Origin of the sequence: Nocardia sp. CA-136227 (genome assembly GCF_050955695.1) — a bacterium.
Lineage (GTDB): Bacteria > Actinomycetota > Actinomycetes > Mycobacteriales > Mycobacteriaceae > Nocardia.
Genome location: NZ_CP192081.1, coordinates 1170707 through 1187117, shown reverse-complemented (window position 1 = coordinate 1187117; position 16411 = coordinate 1170707). Strand labels below are relative to the sequence as shown.

The window sequence follows — 16411 nt, the reverse complement described above, 5'->3', positions numbered from 1 at the left end:
CTTGTAGCGGACCCCAGCTGTTCAACAGACAACGTATACGCATGACTCCCGGCACCGGACCTGTGGTACCAGGTCCATGTCCGATGTGGCGTCAAGCAAGACAAGCGTACTGCTGCTATGGACCTCACCGCGCGGGCAGCCCCCGCTGTGCGGGAACCTGCCCTCAGTTACTCGCAAGTAGGGTGCAAGTGATCGGGCCCACAGTCCCAGTATGCCGACCACCCCCGAGCCCGACCTGCTGGGCATGCGCCTCGCCCACCGCGCCATGATCGCCGACACCGCGCGCTTCACCGAGCTGACCCGCGACATCGCCGCCGGACGCGCGAACTGCCCACCCCGACGAGCCGCGGCCATCGCCGAATACCTGCTGCTGCTCTGCGACAGCATCCACCATCACCACACCATCGAGGACGAGGTGCTGTGGCCGCTGCTGCGCGACACCGGCGCGGTGGACGTGCGCGAACTCGAGGACGACCACGCCCAGCTCGACCCCATCCTGGACAGCGTGCGCGCCGGCGCGCGCGAACTCGCCCGCGCGGGATCCGCGGCGGCGCTCAGCGACCACCTCGCCCGCTTGAACGAGTTGCTCAGCGAGCACATCGCCGACGAGGAGGACACCGTCTTCCCGGTGATCACGGCCCACCTCGACGCCCGGCAGTGGAGCGCCGTCGAAGCCGCCGCCCGCAAGGGCGCGACCATGAGCTTCGAACTGCCCCGCATGTTCGGCATGTGCACGCCCGAGGAATGGGAGCGCGCCAACGCCGAGGGCGGGCTCGTGCTCGGACTCATGCTGCGCTGGTTCGGGCGGGGGCATCGGCGACGGGAAGCGCTCATCGCCGGGAACTGATCGGCGGGCCGGGCCGAGTGCCCTGCCGATCAATTCGCGCCCGCCGGTGGGAGGGTCGCGAGCTGGGCGGCGAGATGGGCATCGACCGCGGTCGCGCGGGCTCGATGCGCGGCGGCGGCCTCCGAGTCGCCGAGCGCGTCGGCCAGCTCGGCCAGCACCGTGTCGATCGGACCGTAGACGACCGAACCGGTGTCGAGGCCCGCGACGGCGCCCGAGCGCGGGAGCATGTCCCGATAGCACTCGGCGGCGGCCTCGAGCTCGCCGAGCCGCAGCGCGACCCGGGAACGGAAGACCGCCATGACCGACCAGTAGTGATCCCGGCGGATCGGCGCGGCCGCGGCGAAAACCGCACGCGCCGCGTCGGGTTCACCACTGTCGAGCAGCGCCAGCGCGTACGGGTGCGCGAGCGCCTCGGGCGAGATCGCGTACACCTGCGCCATCGGCTCCACCAGGCCGGACAGGTCGCCGCGCGCCCAGCCCAGCATCATGCCCCCGGCGATGAGCAACTCCGCGCCATTCGCCGCACCCGCCGCGACCATTCGAGCGCTGGCCTCCGCGTACGCGCGCTCGGCGGCGTCGAGGTCGCCGCGCAGCACGGTGAGCACCACATCGAACAGGGTGAGCACGATCAGCATCTGATGCAGCTGACCACCCGTCGCGCACTCCAGCCCGCGCTCGGCCTCCCGGCGCGCCCGCACCAGATCGTTGTCCGCACCGGCGATCAGGCAGCCCAGAAAATGCGCCACCGCCTGGAACTCGACCAGACCCGCCGTCGTGGACACCGCCAGCAGCTCGTCGGCCAACCCCGCCCGTTCGTCCCACAGGTCCGGGCCGAGCGCGACATAGGCGCGGGCATTCAAGGCCGCGCACAGCAATTCGGGATCCCCCAGTTCGCGCGCCGTCGCCACCGCCTCCCTGGACGCCGCGAACGCCAGCGCGTCGTCATCACCCTCGACCTCCACGACCAAGGCCACCAGCAGCCGCACCCGCACGGCCGCGGGCAGCGGTCGATCCAGCGCCGCCCGCAACGCACCGATCACCCGATCGTCCGGCAGCCGCTTGTCCCGGGTACCCCAGATCAGCGGCGCCCGCCAGGAACACAGGGCCAGGGCGATGGGATCGATTGCGGCGCCGAAGCTCTGGTCACCCATGGCGAGGTGCCCGGCCAGCTCGAGGGCGGCGGCGCGCTCGGCGCGGGCGGCGGCGTCGTTGCCGCGGTAGGCGAGGGCGTTGACCAGGGCGCAGCGGACTTCCAGAATGGCCGCGCCCACAACGGGATCGGGGCCGTCCTCGCGATGGCCCGCAAGCGTGTGCAAATCCAGCGCGGCCCGCCACAGCGGTTCCGCCTCGGCGAACGCGCGGCGGGCACCGTCCTGCCGGGCGGCGGCCAGGACGTACCCCAGCGCCTCCCCGGCGGTGCCCGCGTGTGCGCCGGTCATGGCGTGATGGGCGAGCAGGGCCGGATCCACCGGATTCACCTGCTCGGCCACGCGCAGCGCCGACCAGTGCATGCGGCCCCGACGCAGCGCGGGAATGCCCGCGTAGACCGCGTCCCGGGTCAGCGCGTGCCCGAAACGGATCCGGCCCCCGGGCTCCAGGCGCAGCAGCCCGGCCACCACCACGGTGTCCACCAGATCGACCAGGGCACCTTCGGTTTCGCCCGTCAGCTCCAGCAACGCGTCGAAATCCGACTCACCGCCCCACACCGCGAGCAGCCGCAGCATGCGCGCCGCCTCGGCGGGCAGACGCGCGATCCGGCGGTGCAGCACATCGCTGACCCCCGCCGGAACCGCCAGCAGATCCCCTTCGGCGGCAGCGAGTTTCGCCAGCTCGGCCACGAACAGCGGATTGCCGCCGGTGCGGTCACGCACCAATTCGGCGGTGGCGTCGTCGATTCCGCGCAGGCCGGCCGTCCTCGCCACGGTTCGCACGGCCTCGAGGTCCAGCCCGGTCAGCTCCAGCCGTCCCGAGGTCACCGCCGCCAGCGCCGCCGACGTGGCCCGAACCTCGTCCCCCACTTCCGATCCGCGCATGGTCACCACGAACAGCACCGGAGCCTGCGCCGACCACGCCACCACCTGCCGCAGGATCTGCAGCGTCGCGCTGTCCGCCCGATGCGCGTCCTCCAGCACCACCAGCACCGGCCCGGCCGCACTCGCCGTATCGACCGATCTCGGGGTATCCGGGGCGACCGGGCCGGGGCTCATCCGCCCACCCGGGGTGTCGATGGGCTGTCCGGTCCATTCGGCGAAGCGATCGACCACGGCCAGCGACAGCCGGAACGGTGTCGCGTCCGCACCGAGATCGGCTGCCTTGCCGCCGGATTCACCGGTCAATTCCATCCAGGCCCAGGCCGCCGGAGCGCCGTCGACCTCGGGGCACCGTCCGACCGCGGTCCGCCAGCCGGCGGCGGCCAGCTCGTCGGCGACCGACCGCACCAGCGTCGTCTTACCGGCTCCCGCCTCGCCTTCCAGCCACACCAATCGGCTGCGGCCGTCCGCGGCTTCGCGGGCGGCGGACAGCAGCGCCGAGCGTTGGCCCGCGTAGCCGACCGGGGCGGACATCGGCGGCACGGGGTCCGGCCGATCGGGCACTACCGATGTGACCGTCGCCGCGAGGTCCGTGGAATGTGAACGGGTCGAGCCTGATTCCGCGGCGACCGGCTCGGCGGGCGTGGGCAGGGTGAGGGCCGGGTCGTGCGCGAGGATGGCGGCTTCCAGCTCGCGCACGGGCGGGCTGGGGTCGATGCCGAATTCGGTGTTGAGGGTGGTGCGGAGGTCACGCAGGGTGGCGAGAGCGTCGAGCTGGCGGCCCTGGCGGTAGTGCGCGAGGGCCAGCAGCCGGACGGCGGCCTCCCGTTCGGGGTGTTCGTCGACCAGGCGGCGCAGGGCCGCGACGGCCTCCTCCGGGCGGCCCAGCGCGAGGGCGGCGTCGGCCCGCTGTTCCACGGCGGTCCAGCGCATATCGGTCAGGCGGGTGATATCGGCGGCACTCCAGGCCGCGTCGGCGTAGGCGGCATACGCGGGACCCCGCCACAGCGCCAGCGCGGAATCGAGGAGGCGGTGGCGGGCGGCCGGATCGGATTCGGTGGCGGCGGTGGACATCAGGTGGTCGAAATGCCAGACGTCCACGGCCGAAACCGGCAGGCGCAGCGCGTATCCGGGGGTCTGCGACACGAGCACACCCGCGGGCGCGCGCGGCGGCCGATCCGGCTCCAAGGACCGCCGCAGATACGAGATGTGCGCCTGCAACGCTCCCGAGGCCTTCGGCGGCGGCTCCCCCTGCCACAGATCCTCGATGAGCCGATCCGCCGAAACCACCTCGCCCCCGGCCGAAACCAGGCGCGCCAGCACCGCCCCCTGCCTCGGCCCGCGCAAAGGGGCGGGCCGACCATCCACCGTCACCCGTAGTGCGCCCAGCACTTCCACGAAAACCACGGGTGATACATCGCCTGCGACAGCCGGACCGTAACCGCCGCAGCGAGCCTCACGATCGGAGCGCGCGCACTCCGGCCAGCGCGAGCACCAGTCCGACCCCGATCGTCCCCGGAATGATCCACCAGCCCTCCGCCCCCGGAAGCCCTTCGGCCCCGGCCATCGCGAGCACCGCGACGATCAGCACCACCGCGCCCACCCGGCCGAGCAGCGGACGCGGGGCGGCGAGCGCACACCCGGCCAGCAGTAGGAAACCCACCAGGAAGGCGGCGGCGAGCGGCCCATTGACCGGGAGCGCGGCCTCCTCGATGGCGGTTTGCTCGTGGTGCGACAGCCGCGAGGCGACATAGACCTCGTGATACGCGCCGATCGGGATCGCGACCGTCAGCCCGACGAACAGCAGGACCCGGGCGGCCGCGGAAACCTTTGCGGGCCAGCCCTTCCCATCGCGCCAGGCGGTGAGCAGCACCGGCAGGCCGACCGCCATCAGCACCGCGCCCGTGCCGAAGGTCAGGTGGGCGGCGGCCCAGGTGGCGGACTGTTCGGCCGCCTCGGAGTGTTCCAGCGGGTGCAGGGCATTGCCCACGGCGAACAGCACGCCCCCGGCGATCAGCGCGCCCGCGCGCAGCCGGAGGTCGGGATCAGTCGCGGTGGGCACTTTCGTCATCGTCATGGTCGTACTGTCGGCCGGGGCAATGCACCGCGACTTGCCGCCGACTTGCGGCCGAAACGACGCGTGCCCGCCGCGAGACTCGCGGCGGGCACGGTGCGGAATCACCGGCGGTGGCTCACACGCCCACGTGCACGGCGTGCTCGTCACCCTCGAGCAGGTTCTGCGGCTTGTCCCGGACCATGAACGCCGCGATCGGAACGCACAGCGCGAAGAAGATCGCGCCGATCAGGAACGCCACGTTGTAGGAGTGGATCGAGGCCCGCTCCATCACATGGTCGACGGTCACGTTGTTGCGCACGTACCGCTCGGCCACCTGCACCGAGATGGTGGTCAGCAGCGCGGTGCCGATGGAACCACCCACCTGCTGGGCGGCGTTCAGCAGCGCGCTGGCCACGCCCGAATCCTCGGCGTCGACCTGGTGCAGCGCGGTGGTCTGCATGGACACGAACAGCGCACCCATGCCCAGGGCGATCAGGATCATGGCGGGCAGCAGGGCGGTCGCGTAGCTGTCGCCGTACTCCAGCCGCGACAGCCACACCAGGCCCGCCGCGCCCAGCACCGAGCCCGCCAGCATGAGCGGCCGCGGCCCGATCTTCGGCAGCACCGCCGAGGCGATACCCGCCGACACCACGATGCCCGCCGGGAACGGCAGGAACGCCACACCCGTCTTCAGCGCCGAGTAGTGCTCCACGATCTGCAGGTAGAAGCTCAGGTTCAGGAACATGGCGAACATGGCGATCGGCACCAGCAGCGCGATCAGATACGACCCGCCGCGGTTGATCTCACCCGGAATACGCAGCGGCAGGAGCGGATTCGCGGTCCGGGCCTCGATGGCCACGAACGCCGCGAGCAGCGCCACACCCACCACGAACAGGGCCAGCGTGGTGGAGGCGGTCCAGCCGTCGGAGGCCGCGCGGCTGAAGCCGTACACGATGGAGATCAGGCCGAGGGTGACGGTGACCGCGCCGGGCAGGTCGTAGCCGCCGGTGCGGGGTGCGGGCACATCCTTGACCACGAAGGCGAACGCGCCGGCCAGGGCGAGCAGCGCGACCGGGGTGTTCACCAGCAGCGACCAGCGCCAGTTCGCGTACTCGACGAGAGCGCCACCGGCGATCAGGCCGAGCGCGGCGCCCGCCGCCGACACACCGGCGAACACGCCGAAGGCCCGGGCCCGTTCCTTGGCCTCGGTGAAGGTCACCGACACCAGCGACAACGCCGCCGGGGCCAGCAGCGCGCCGAACGCGCCCTGCAGCGCGCGGCCCGCGAAGAGTTCGGCCTGGTTCTGGGCGAGACCGGCCAGCGCGGAGGCCGCGGCGAAGCCGATCAGGCCGACCATGAGGATCCGGCGGCGGCCCAGGTAGTCGGCGAGGCGGCCGCCGAGCAGCAGCAGACCGCCGAAGATCAGGGTGTACGCGGTGAAGATCCACTGCTTGTCACCGTCGCTGATGTGCAGATCCTGCTGCGCGAACGGCATGGCGATGGTGACGATCGTTGCGTCCAGGACCACCATCAGCTGTGCCATGGCGATTACGCCGAGCGCCCACCAACGCCTGGAATCTTGTGCGGGACTTGCTTTTTCGTCTGTACCGAGAGCGTCCGTCGCTACGGTCATGAGCCTCTCCTCTGGAGTTCGAAGGCAGCTCCACCATAGTGACCCCCACCGACAATTGGCGTCAAGGGAAAAATGTCGCAGCGCGACAGTTGTCATACTGGGACAGGAAAACGCAGGAAGGACCTACGATGGAGGGATGTCGGAGTTGTCAAGTCACATCGGTGTGATCTCGCGTCACCGCCCCGGCCTGCGTGAACGCAAGAAGCAGCAGACCAGGACCCGGATCATCGACGTCGCCCTGCGGTTGTGCGGCGAACAGGGCTTCGACGCCACCACCGTCGAGCAGATCGCCGACGCCGCCGACGTCTCCCCGCGCACCGTGAACCGGTACTTCGACAGCAAGGAGGCGATCGTCATCGCCCCCATCGAGGGCTGGGGACAGGCCCTCGCCGATCAGCTGCGCGCCCAGCCCGTCACCGGCGACGAGATGGAAGCGCTGCTCGGCGCGTTCCTCGCGGTCGTGGAGCAGATCATCGACTCCGACGCGCCCGTGCCGTTCCGCTGGTTCCAGCAGATGCAGCGCATCACCCGCGACAGCGTCGCCGTGCGCGCGCTCAGCATGGAATCGGCCGACACCAAGACCCGGGCCATGTCCGAGGTGCTGGCCGAACGCCTGGGACTGCCCGAGGACCACCTGACCGTGCGGCTCATCGCCACCACCTGGCACGGCATCGTGCGGGTCGGCATGGAATGCGAGTTCGAGGACAGCGACGAGTTCCCGGACTGCACCACCGTCACCACCGCCCGCATGCTCGCCGACAGCGTCCAGGCGGCATTCGACGAATTCCGGCGGGTCTGTTGTGGTGCGACAACGCTATTTCCCCCCGTAAACGGGGGAAATCCCACCGAGAATGCGACAAACCCCACTGCGTAGATCGGGCCGGACGGCCGCTAGAATCCCGCATTAGGTCAAGAGCATCAGCGTTAAGGCCCCGGCTTGCTGATCGGCAACCCTCCAGCTGCGGTGGGGTGCTCCGGGTGCAGACCGGGCGTTCGAGGGCCGAACGCAAGCGCAACTAGGAGGTCTACCGAAATGTGTTGTTGTCGAAGCCCATTCGCTTCTCGATAACGTCAAACTTCCGCCATTCGGCGACCTTGTTTTTGGAGCAGAACACATGAGTGACTCGACCGCGCCCGCGGCCGTCCCCGCTGACGGCACCCTGGATCCGGCCAACTGGTCCTTCGAGACCAAGCAGATTCACGCCGGCCAGGCTCCCGATTCCGCCACCGGAGCCCGCGCCCTGCCCATCTACCAGACCACGTCCTACGCGTTCCGCGACACCGACCACGCCGCCGCGCTGTTCGGACTCGCCGAGCCGGGCAATATCTACACCCGCATCATGAACCCCACCCAGGACGCGGTGGAACAGCGCATCGCCGCCCTCGAGGGTGGTGTTGCCGCGCTGCTGCTGGCCTCCGGACAGGCCGCGGAGACCTACGCGATCCTGAATCTCGCCGAGGCCGGGGACCACATCGTGGCCAGCCCGCACCTGTACGGCGGCACCTACAACCTGCTGCACTACTCGCTGCCCAAGCTGGGCATCCAGGTCAGCTTCGTCGAGGACCCGGACGACCTCGAGCAGTGGCGTGCGGCGGTGCGACCCAACACCAAGGCGTTCTACGGCGAGACCGTCGCCAACCCGAGCAGCTCGGTCCTCGACATTCCGGGCATCGCCGAGGTCGCGCACGCCGCCGGGGTGCCGCTCATCGTGGACAACACCGTCGCCACCCCGTACCTGATCCAGCCGCTGGCGCTGGGCGCGGACATCGTGGTGCACTCGGCCACCAAGTACCTGGGCGGACACGGTTCCGCGGTCGCGGGCGTGATCGTCGACGGCGGCTCCTTCGACTGGACGGTGAAGAACGAGGCGGGCGAGTCCCGCTTCCCCGGCTTCACCACCCCCGACCCGAGCTACCACGGCGCGGTCTTCGCCGACCTCGGCGCTCCGGCCTACGCGCTCAAGGCCCGCGTGCAGCTGCTGCGCGACCTGGGCGCGGCGGTGTCGCCGTTCAACGCGTTCCTCATCGCGCAGGGTCTCGAGACGCTGAGCCTGCGCATCGAGCGGCACGTGGCCAACGCGCAGGCGGTGGCCGAGTTCCTCGCCGGGCAGCCCGGTGTCGAGAAGGTCTACTACGCCGGACTTCCCAGTTCGCCGTGGTTCGAGCGGGGCAAACAGCTGGCACCGAAGGGCGTGGGCGCCATCGTGTCCTTCGAGCTGGCCGGCGGAGTCGACGCGGGCAAGAAGTTCGTGGAGGCGCTGGTGCTCCATAGCCATGTCGCTAACATCGGGGATGTGCGCTCGCTCGTCATCCACCCGGCATCCACCACGCATTCCCAGCTGACCCCGGCCGAGCAGCTGGCCTCCGGCGTCACGCCTGGTCTGGTGCGGTTGGCCGTGGGCATCGAGGGCATCGGCGACATCCTGGCGGATCTGCGCGCCGGACTGACGGCGGCGGCAAGTTGACCGTGAACATCGAATCGCGAACGTCCCGGCACGCGGCGGAGCTGTTGCTGCCGCCGCCCGACGGGACGCTCGGGAGCATCGCCATCGGCGATGTGGAACTCGAGAACGGGGCCGTGATCCCCGACGCCACGCTGGCCGTCCAGCGGTGGGGCGAACTATCGGCGAACGCGGACAACGTGGTGCTCGTGGAGCACGCGCTGACCGGCGACTCGCACGTGGTCGGCCCCGCCGACGTGCACCACAACCAGGCCGGCTGGTGGGACGGCATCGTCGGCCCCGGCGCGCCCGTGGACACCCGCGAATGGTGTGTCATCGCGACCAATGTGCTCGGCGGCTGCAAGGGCAGCACCGGCCCGGCCTCGCTGGCCCCGGACGGGAAGCCGTGGGGCACCCGGTTTCCCGCGCTGTCCATCCGCGACCAGGTGACCGCCGAGGCCAAGCTCTTCGACCTGCTCGGCATCGACCGCCTGGCCGCCGTGATCGGCGGCTCCATGGGCGGCATGCGGGTGCTGGAGTGGATGATCGGCCGGCCCGAACGGGTCGGCGCGGCCCTGGTGCTGGCGGTCGGCGCGCGCGCCACCGCCGACCAGATCGGCACCCAGACCACCCAGATCGCCGCCATCAAGGCCGATCCGGACTGGCAGGGCGGCGACTACCACGGCACCGGGCGCGCGCCCATGACCGGCATGGGCATCGCCCGCCGCATCGCGCACCTGACCTACCGCACCGAGGGCGAGCTCGACCACCGCTTCGAGAACCACGGCCAGGGCGACGAGGATCCGCGCGCGGGCGGCCGCTACGCGGTGCAGAGCTACCTGGAGTACCAGGCGGACAAGCTGATCGCGCGTTTCGATCCGGCCACCTATGTGCTGCTCACCGAGGCCATGAACCGCTACGACGTAGGTCGCGGCCGCGGCGGCGTCGCGGCGGCCCTGGCCTCGACGCCGGTGCCGTGCGTGATCGGCGGGGTGGACTCGGACCGGCTCTACCCGCTGCGCACCCAGCAGGAGCTGGCCGATCTGCTGCCCGGTTCCAAGGGGCTCGAGGTCATCCACTCCAAGGACGGGCACGACGGGTTCCTGACCGAGACCGAGGCGGTCGGCAAACTCATGCTGGAGACCATGGAACTGGCCCGCGCCCAGCGCGTGTCGGGTCACTGAGCCGGCGCTGCCCGAACGGCGGCGCCACTGCTGCCATCGCGCCGGTGTCGCCGCTGCCCGAATAGGGTGTCGCCGCTGCCCGAATGCCGTATGTCCGCTGCCCGGCCGCTGCCACAGCCGACGGCACGTTACGCGACGTATCGGGCCTGTTTCCAGTGAATTGTCCTGACGCGCTTTCGGTTTCGCGCGCATGACGCCTCCGTAACCGGTGTTCCGGAATACGTGTGCAGCGGGCATATCAGCCGTAATGTATTCGGCATGACCGCCGCATTCGATGACATGGATCTCCGCGATCTCGTCGATCTGCTCTCCGAGGACGAGCAGCGTGAACTCCGCCCGGCCATACTCCGTGTCCTGCACAGACTCCCGGACCAGGAAGTGCTGCGACGCGAACTCGGCCGCCGCATAACCTCGTTCTAGCTATCCCCCAGCGCCGCCGGTTCGCACCGGCGGCAGAACAACTCGCTCATCTTTTCCAGCGCCGCGACTCCGGTCGCGGCCCCGGCCCCGCGCCCCGCGAGGCCCCACGGCTCCGCTACGTGACGCCGAGACTGCTGATGGTCGCCGCCAGCACGATGATCGCGACACCCAGCACGGTCAGCCAGACCACATCGAAACCCTTGCTGCGCACCGCGAGCAGACCCACCCGATCGGTGGGCAGCATCAGCCGCAGCGCCGCCGCGAGCAGCGTCGCGCCGCCGAAGAAGAATGTTCCGCGCCGCCAGCGATCCCAGGCCAGGAAGACCACGGCCACCACCAGCACCGCGCCCACCAGCAGCATGGGCAGATTCTCGCGGGCGAACTCCCCCGCACGACTGCTGCGACTCTGGGGTGCGGCATGGGCTGGACTCACCGCACGAGCTTAACCGCCGCTCTGCAATGCTGGATCCCGTGTTCCATCTCGTGTTCTTCGAACCCCGCATCCCGCCCAATACCGGCAACGCCATCCGACTGGCCGCCGGCACCGGCTGCGCACTGCACCTGATCGAACCGCTCGGCTTCGACCTATCCGAGCCGAAGCTACGCCGGGCCGGGTTGGACTACCACGACCTGGCCGTCGTCACCGTGCACGAGAGTCTCGCCGCCGCCTGGGAGGCCATCGCCCCCGAACGGGTCTTCGCCTTCACCGCCGCCGCGACCACCCGCAACACCGAGATCACCTACCGCGACGGCGATGTCCTGCTCTTCGGCCCCGAACCCACCGGCCTCCCCGAGGAGGTGCTCGCCGATCCGCGCGTCACCGACCAGCTCCGCATCCCCATGCTTCCCGGCCGCCGCTCCATGAACCTCTCCAACGCCGCCGCGGTCGCGGTGTACGAGGCCTGGCGGCAGATGGGATTCCCGGGCGCGGTCTGACTAGTCGTCGACCTCGAAGCGTTTGAAGCGGGAGGTCGCGCCACCGGTGAGGCGGACCGCGGACTTGGGGACGCCGAAGTGGGCGGCCAGCAGTTCGATGGCGGCCTTGTTGGCCTTGCCCTCCACCGCGGGGGCGCGGACGTACAGCTGCAGCGCGCCGTCGTCGAGGATCTCGACGAGCGGCCCCTTCTTGCTGCCGGGTTTGATGGTCGCCCGGACCACTGTCACGCCGCTCTCCTTCCCTGCTCCCGGGGCGATTCTCCCGCAGTGCCGCGGATGCCGTGGTGGCGGGAGGCGAACGTGACCGACCAGCTGTCGAATCCGGGCGCGGTTCAGCGGAAGTCGCGGGAGCGGCCCTCGATGCGCAGGTCCATGCGTTGCAGATGGTCGGCGACGATGGTGACCGCGCCCTCCGCGTTCTGCACCCGTCCGCGAATGAGCAGGGCGGGGGCGGTGGTGGCCAGGCGGCGGTAGCGGGCCCACAGGCCGACCGAGCAGACCACGTTCACCATGCCGGTCTCGTCCTCCAGATTGAGGAAGGTGACGCCGCCCGCGGTGGCCGGGCGCTGCCGGTGGGTGACCGCGCCGCCGACCAGCACCCGGGTTCCGTCGCGGATGTCGAGGAGCCGGTCGGCGGGGACGACGCCGAGCGCGTCGAGGCGTTCGCGCAGGAATTCGGTCGGGTAGCTGCCGGGTGAGACGCCGGTGGCCCACACGTCGGCGGCGGCCAGTTCCAGCGCGCTCATACCGGGCAGGGCGGGGGCCGCGGTGGCCGCGCCGGTGCCGGGCAGCCGGTCGGATCGTTCCCCCGCGGCCGCGCCCGCCGCCCACAGCGCCTCGCGGCGGGTGCCGCCGAGGCTGTCCAGCGCGCCCGCGGTGGCCAGTGACTCGGCTTGCGGCACGGTCAGTTCCACGCGTCCGGTGAGATCCAGGAACGAGGTGTAGGGCCCGAGCTCGCGGGCGGCCACGATCTGTTCGGCCAACTCGGCCCCGATGTGCCGGACCGCGGCCAGCCCCAGCCGGATCGCCATCCCCTTCGCCTCCAGGGTCGCCTCGGCCAGGCTGTGGTTGATGTCGGGCCCATGCACGGTCACCCCGTGCCGCCGCGCGTCGGCGACCAGCGACTGCGGCGAATAGAACCCCATCGGCTGGGCGCGCAGCAGCCCGGCGCAGAAGGCCGCGGGGTGATGCAGTTTGAACCACGCCGAATAGAACACCAGCGAGGCGAAACTCTGCGAATGGCTTTCCGGGAAACCGAAATTCGCGAAAGCGTACACCTTCTCGTAAATGCGGTCGGCCACTTCACCGGTGATCCCGTGCAGGTCGCGCATGCCCTGATAGAAGCGGGCCCGCAGCCGCTCCATCTTCTGCGTGGAGCGTTTGGATCCCATGGCGCGGCGCAGCTCATCGGCTTCGGCGGGCGTGAATCCGGCGACGTCCACGGCCATCTGCATGAGCTGTTCCTGGAACAGCGGCACGCCGAGGGTGCGTGCCAGCGCGTTCTTCAGTGACGGATGGTCGTAGTCGGGTCTCTCCCGCCCGTTGCGCCGGCGAATGTAGGGGTGCACCGATCCGCCCTGGATCGGTCCGGGCCGGATCAGCGCCACCTCCACCACCAGGTCGTAGAAGTTGCGCGGCCGCAATCGCGGCAGGGTCGCCATCTGGGCGCGCGACTCCACCTGGAACACGCCGACCGAGTCGGCGCGGCACAGCATGTCGTAGACGGCGTCCTCGCCCAGGTCCAGCCGGTGCAGTTCGACGGTCTGGCCCTTGTGCTCGGCCACCAGGTCGATCATGTAGTGCAGCGCCGACAGCATGCCGAGTCCGAGCAGATCGAACTTGACCAGCCCGGCGGACGCGCAGTCGTCCTTGTCCCATTGCAGGACACTGCGATTCGCCATGCGCGCCCATTCGGTCGGGCACACGTCGGCGATGGGCCGGTCGCAGATCACCATGCCGCCGGAGTGGATGCCCAGATGCCGGGGCAGGCCCTCCAATTCCCCGGCCAGCGCGAGCACGTCGTCCGGGATGTCGGTGTGCTGTTCCCCCGCGACGCCGGTCCACCGGCTCACCTGTTTGCTCCAGGCGTCCTGCTGCCCGGTCGAGAAGCCCAGTGCGCGTGCGGCATCGCGCACCGCGGAGCGCCCGCGATAGGTGATCACATTGGCCACCTGCGCCGCGTACTCGCGCCCGTATTTCGCGTAGACGTGTTGAATGGCCTCCTCACGCCGATCCGATTCGATGTCGACGTCGATATCGGGCGGCCCGTCCCGCTCCGGCGACAGGAACCGTTCGAACAGCAGCTGGTTGGCGACCGGATCCACATTGGTGATGCCGATGGCGTAGCAGACCGCCGAATTCGCCGCCGAACCCCTTCCCTGACACAGGATGTCGTTGTCGCGGCAGAAGCTGACGATGTCGTGCACGACCAGGAAGTAGCCCGGGAAGTTCAGGGTCGCGATGACGTTCAGCTCGTGTTCGAGCTGCCGATAGGCGGCCGCGTTCCCGGCGCGCGGACCGTAGCGGCGGGCCGCGCCCGCGAAGGTGAGCTCCCGCAGCCACGAGTTCTCGTCGTGCCCGTCGGGCACGTCGAAGGGCGGCAGTTGCGGCGCGATCAGCCGCAGGTCGAACGCGCAGTCCCGGCCCAGCGCAACGGCATTGGGCACGGCCTGCGGGCAGGCCGCGAACAGTCGCGCCATCTCGTCGCCGGAGCGCAGGTGCGCGCCGCCGGTGGGGGCCAGCCAGCCCGCCATGTCGTCGAGGCTGGAACGGGCCCGCACCGCGGCCAGCGCCATGGCCCGGCGGCGGTGCGGCGGGGCCGCGAAATGCGCTCCGGTGGTGGCGATCACGGGCAGCCCGGCCCGGTCGGCGAGAGCGAGCAGCCGGGCATTGCGCTCGTCGTCCTCGGGGATGCCGTGGTGGGTGAGTTCCACGCTCACGTGGTCGCGGCCGAAACGGTCGACCAGGTCGCGCAGCGCCGCCTCGGCCGCCGCGTCGCCCTGCTGCAGGGCCTGTCGCACAGTGCCTTTCCGGCAGCCGGTGAGGATGTGCCAGTGCCCGCCCGCGGCCTCGGTGAGCCGGTCCAGGTCGTAGCGCAGGATGCCCTTCTCCCCCGCCGCCATGTGCGCGGCGGCCATCTCCCGCGACAGCCGCCGGTAGCCTTCCTGCCCGCGCGCCAGCACCAGCAGGTGCGGTCCGGCGGGGTCGGGGGTGCCGGTGCGGGGTTCGGAATTCAGTGCGTCCGCGTCGTTTTCGCGGCCGCGCCGCCGGGAGCCCGAGCCGCGTCCGCGCGGCGCGAGATGCGCTCCGGCGCGGGCGGCGGTGCCGATGGACAGCTCGGCGCCGAAGATGGTCGGCATCCGCCATTCCCGGGCCGCCTCGGCGAACCGGACCACCCCGTAGAACCCGTCGTGGTCGGTGAGCGCGAGGGCTTCCAGCCCGAGCCGCACCGCCTCCTCCACCAGTTCCTCGGGCTGACTGGCCCCGTCGAGGAAGCTGTAGGCGGAGTGGGTGTGCAGTTCGGCGTAGGGCACCGTGGACCGGGCGGCCCGCTCGATGTCCCCGGCCTCGTACTTCTCGCGTTTCCGCGACCAGGCCGGGCTGTCGCCGCCGTCGCCCTCGACCTGTTTGCGCGCGGGATCGGGTCGCCCGGACAGCACCCGTTCCATCTCCGCCCACGTCGGCGGGCCGTTGCCCCATCCCATCGGCCCACCTCCTCCACAATCCGACCGGTCTCGAGTATCGAACATACATTCGAAACCGATCGGTCTCTACGGCGGCACGCCAAATGCCCGTGGCGTCGTAACTTACTTTGGAGTAAGTTCGAGGCAATTCCACCTGCAAGGGAGCAGCGATGAGCGACACCTCGGCCGACAACGGCACCGGCTACCTGGCCCGTCGGCGCGCCCGCCGCGATCTGACCGGCAAGCACGTCGTGATCACCGGCGCGTCCTCCGGCATCGGCCGGGCGGCCGCGCTCGCCGCCGCGCAGAAGGGCGCGCTCGTCATCCTGCTGGCCCGTCGCGCCGAAGAACTGTCCACCGTGGTGGACGAGATCACCGCCGCGGGCGGCGCCGCCTTCGCCTACCCGTGCGACGTCACCGACCAGGACTCCGTCGACCGGACCATCGAGACCGTGCTCGCCGCCCACGGCCACGTCGACATGCTGGTCAACAACGCGGGCCGCTCCATCCGCCGGGCCGTGCACCGCTCCACCGACCGCATGCACGACTTCGAACGCACCATGGCCGTCAACTACTTCGGCGCGGTCCGCATGACCCTGGGCCTGCTGCCCGGCATGCGCGAACGCAAGGACGGCCATATCGTCAACATCTCCAGCGCCGGCGTGCAGGTCGCCACCCCGCGTTTCGCCGCCTACCTGGCCAGCAAGGCCGCCCTCGACAAGTTCGCCGAGGTGACCGCCGCCGAGATGCGCTCCAGCAACATCAGTTTCACCACCATCCACATGCCGCTGGTCCGCACCCCCATGATCACCCCCAGCGGCGACCAGGGCGCCGGCACCCAGTCCCCGGAATGGGCCGCCGCCCTCATCGTCCGGGCCCTCACCGAACGGCCCCGCCGCATCGACGTCCCGCTCGGCACCCTCGCCGAATACGGCAACCTGGTGGCCCCCGGCATCAAGGAACGGGTCCTGCACCGGTACTACCGCGCCATCCCGGACTCCCCCGCCGCCAAGGGCGAGACCGTGTCCGAGCCGGAGACCACCGACGTGGAAATCATCGTCCCGCAACGCCATCGCCGCGCCGTGCCCCCGGCCGTCCGCGCCACCGGCACCGCCCTGCGCCGCGCCGCCCGCCTGGTCCCGGGCACGCACTGGTAGTCGGTCACGGAGCCTGGGCGGGAA

The 16411-nt window shown here is 70.6% G+C and carries 13 protein-coding genes and 1 riboswitch; of the genes, 7 read left to right on the top strand and 6 right to left on the bottom strand.

What is annotated here, in order from left to right:
- Positions 1-211: 211 nt before the first annotated feature.
- On the top strand, positions 212-847 hold the full coding sequence (locus tag ACQP06_RS05265; protein WP_433670860.1) for a hemerythrin domain-containing protein: 636 nt from the start codon (positions 212-214) through the stop codon (positions 845-847).
- A gap of 29 nt (positions 848-876) precedes the next feature.
- Here the strand turns inward: ACQP06_RS05265 and ACQP06_RS05260 are convergent, their stop codons facing one another.
- The 3 genes from ACQP06_RS05260 to ACQP06_RS05250 all read right to left on the bottom strand — a co-directional run bounded on the left by ACQP06_RS05260 (position 877) and on the right by ACQP06_RS05250 (position 6476).
- On the bottom strand, positions 877-4284 hold the full coding sequence (locus ACQP06_RS05260) for a BTAD domain-containing putative transcriptional regulator (RefSeq protein WP_433670858.1): 3408 nt from the start codon (positions 4282-4284) through the stop codon (positions 877-879).
- 49 nt (positions 4285-4333) lie between these two features.
- Positions 4334-4954, bottom strand: a complete 621-nt coding sequence (locus ACQP06_RS05255; RefSeq protein WP_433670857.1) for a hypothetical protein — start codon at positions 4952-4954, stop codon at positions 4334-4336.
- A gap of 115 nt (positions 4955-5069) precedes the next feature.
- Positions 5070-6476, bottom strand: a complete 1407-nt coding sequence (locus ACQP06_RS05250) for an MFS transporter (protein WP_433670855.1) — start codon at positions 6474-6476, stop codon at positions 5070-5072.
- 226 nt (positions 6477-6702) lie between these two features.
- Between ACQP06_RS05250 and ACQP06_RS05245 the strand changes: the two genes are divergently transcribed.
- From ACQP06_RS05245 to ACQP06_RS05230, 4 genes are all read left to right on the top strand, one after another.
- Positions 6703-7440 (top strand): TetR/AcrR family transcriptional regulator, encoded by a 738-nt coding sequence (locus tag ACQP06_RS05245; RefSeq protein ID WP_433670853.1) that lies wholly within the window; start codon positions 6703-6705, stop codon positions 7438-7440.
- Between the two features lie 33 nt (positions 7441-7473).
- A riboswitch (SAM riboswitch) is annotated at positions 7474-7585 on the top strand.
- A 96-nt stretch (positions 7586-7681) separates the two neighbouring features.
- Complete coding sequence (locus ACQP06_RS05240; RefSeq protein WP_433670852.1) at positions 7682-9031, top strand: bifunctional o-acetylhomoserine/o-acetylserine sulfhydrylase; 1350 nt, start codon at positions 7682-7684, stop codon at positions 9029-9031.
- Positions 9028-10191 carry a homoserine O-acetyltransferase MetX gene (gene metX, locus ACQP06_RS05235; protein WP_433670850.1) on the top strand — a complete coding sequence of 388 codons (1164 nt, stop codon included), beginning with the start codon at positions 9028-9030 and terminating at the stop codon, positions 10189-10191. Before ACQP06_RS05240 ends, metX begins: the two co-directional genes overlap by 4 nt.
- A 258-nt stretch (positions 10192-10449) precedes the next feature.
- A complete protein-coding gene (locus ACQP06_RS05230) occupies positions 10450-10611 on the top strand; it encodes a hypothetical protein (RefSeq protein ID WP_433670848.1) in 162 nt (53 codons plus the stop codon).
- A 115-nt stretch (positions 10612-10726) separates the two neighbouring features.
- Here ACQP06_RS05230 and ACQP06_RS05225 read toward each other — a convergent pair whose 3' ends face one another.
- Positions 10727-10972, bottom strand: coding sequence for a DUF3017 domain-containing protein (locus ACQP06_RS05225; RefSeq protein ID WP_379271967.1), 246 nt, complete (start codon positions 10970-10972; stop codon positions 10727-10729).
- 110 nt (positions 10973-11082) lie between these two features.
- On the opposite strand from ACQP06_RS05225, the gene ACQP06_RS05220 reads away from it, so the two are divergent.
- Positions 11083-11547, top strand: a complete 465-nt coding sequence (locus ACQP06_RS05220; RefSeq protein WP_433670847.1) for a tRNA (cytidine(34)-2'-O)-methyltransferase — start codon at positions 11083-11085, stop codon at positions 11545-11547.
- Here ACQP06_RS05220 and ACQP06_RS05215 read toward each other — a convergent pair whose 3' ends face one another.
- Together ACQP06_RS05215 and ACQP06_RS05210 are read right to left on the bottom strand one after the other, a co-directional pair.
- Positions 11548-11775, bottom strand: a complete 228-nt coding sequence (locus ACQP06_RS05215; protein WP_357098257.1) for a DUF167 domain-containing protein — start codon at positions 11773-11775, stop codon at positions 11548-11550.
- 104 nt (positions 11776-11879) lie between these two features.
- Entirely contained in the window at positions 11880-15251 is a 3372-nt protein-coding gene (locus ACQP06_RS05210; protein ID WP_433670845.1) for an error-prone DNA polymerase, read from the bottom strand.
- A 149-nt stretch (positions 15252-15400) separates the two neighbouring features.
- Here ACQP06_RS05210 and ACQP06_RS05205 point away from each other — a divergent pair, with 149 nt between their 5' ends.
- Positions 15401-16387 (top strand): SDR family NAD(P)-dependent oxidoreductase, encoded by a 987-nt coding sequence (locus ACQP06_RS05205; RefSeq protein ID WP_433670843.1) that lies wholly within the window; start codon positions 15401-15403, stop codon positions 16385-16387.
- The last annotated feature ends 24 nt before the right edge of the window (positions 16388-16411 follow it).

Coding starts and splice junctions, on each gene's coding strand:
- ACQP06_RS05265 (WP_433670860.1), top strand. CDS start 212: ATGCCGACCACCCCCGAGCCCGACCTGCTGGGCATGCGCCTCGCCCAC.
- ACQP06_RS05255 (WP_433670857.1), bottom strand. CDS start 4,954: ATGACGATGACGAAAGTGCCCACCGCGACTGATCCCGACCTCCGGCTG.
- ACQP06_RS05250 (WP_433670855.1), bottom strand. CDS start 6,476: ATGGCACAGCTGATGGTGGTCCTGGACGCAACGATCGTCACCATCGCC.
- ACQP06_RS05245 (WP_433670853.1), top strand. CDS start 6,703: ATGTCGGAGTTGTCAAGTCACATCGGTGTGATCTCGCGTCACCGCCCC.
- ACQP06_RS05240 (WP_433670852.1), top strand. CDS start 7,682: ATGAGTGACTCGACCGCGCCCGCGGCCGTCCCCGCTGACGGCACCCTG.
- ACQP06_RS05230 (WP_433670848.1), top strand. CDS start 10,450: ATGACCGCCGCATTCGATGACATGGATCTCCGCGATCTCGTCGATCTG.
- ACQP06_RS05225 (WP_379271967.1), bottom strand. CDS start 10,972: ATGCTGCTGGTGGGCGCGGTGCTGGTGGTGGCCGTGGTCTTCCTGGCC.
- ACQP06_RS05210 (WP_433670845.1), bottom strand. CDS start 15,251: ATGGGATGGGGCAACGGCCCGCCGACGTGGGCGGAGATGGAACGGGTG.
- ACQP06_RS05205 (WP_433670843.1), top strand. CDS start 15,401: ATGAGCGACACCTCGGCCGACAACGGCACCGGCTACCTGGCCCGTCGG.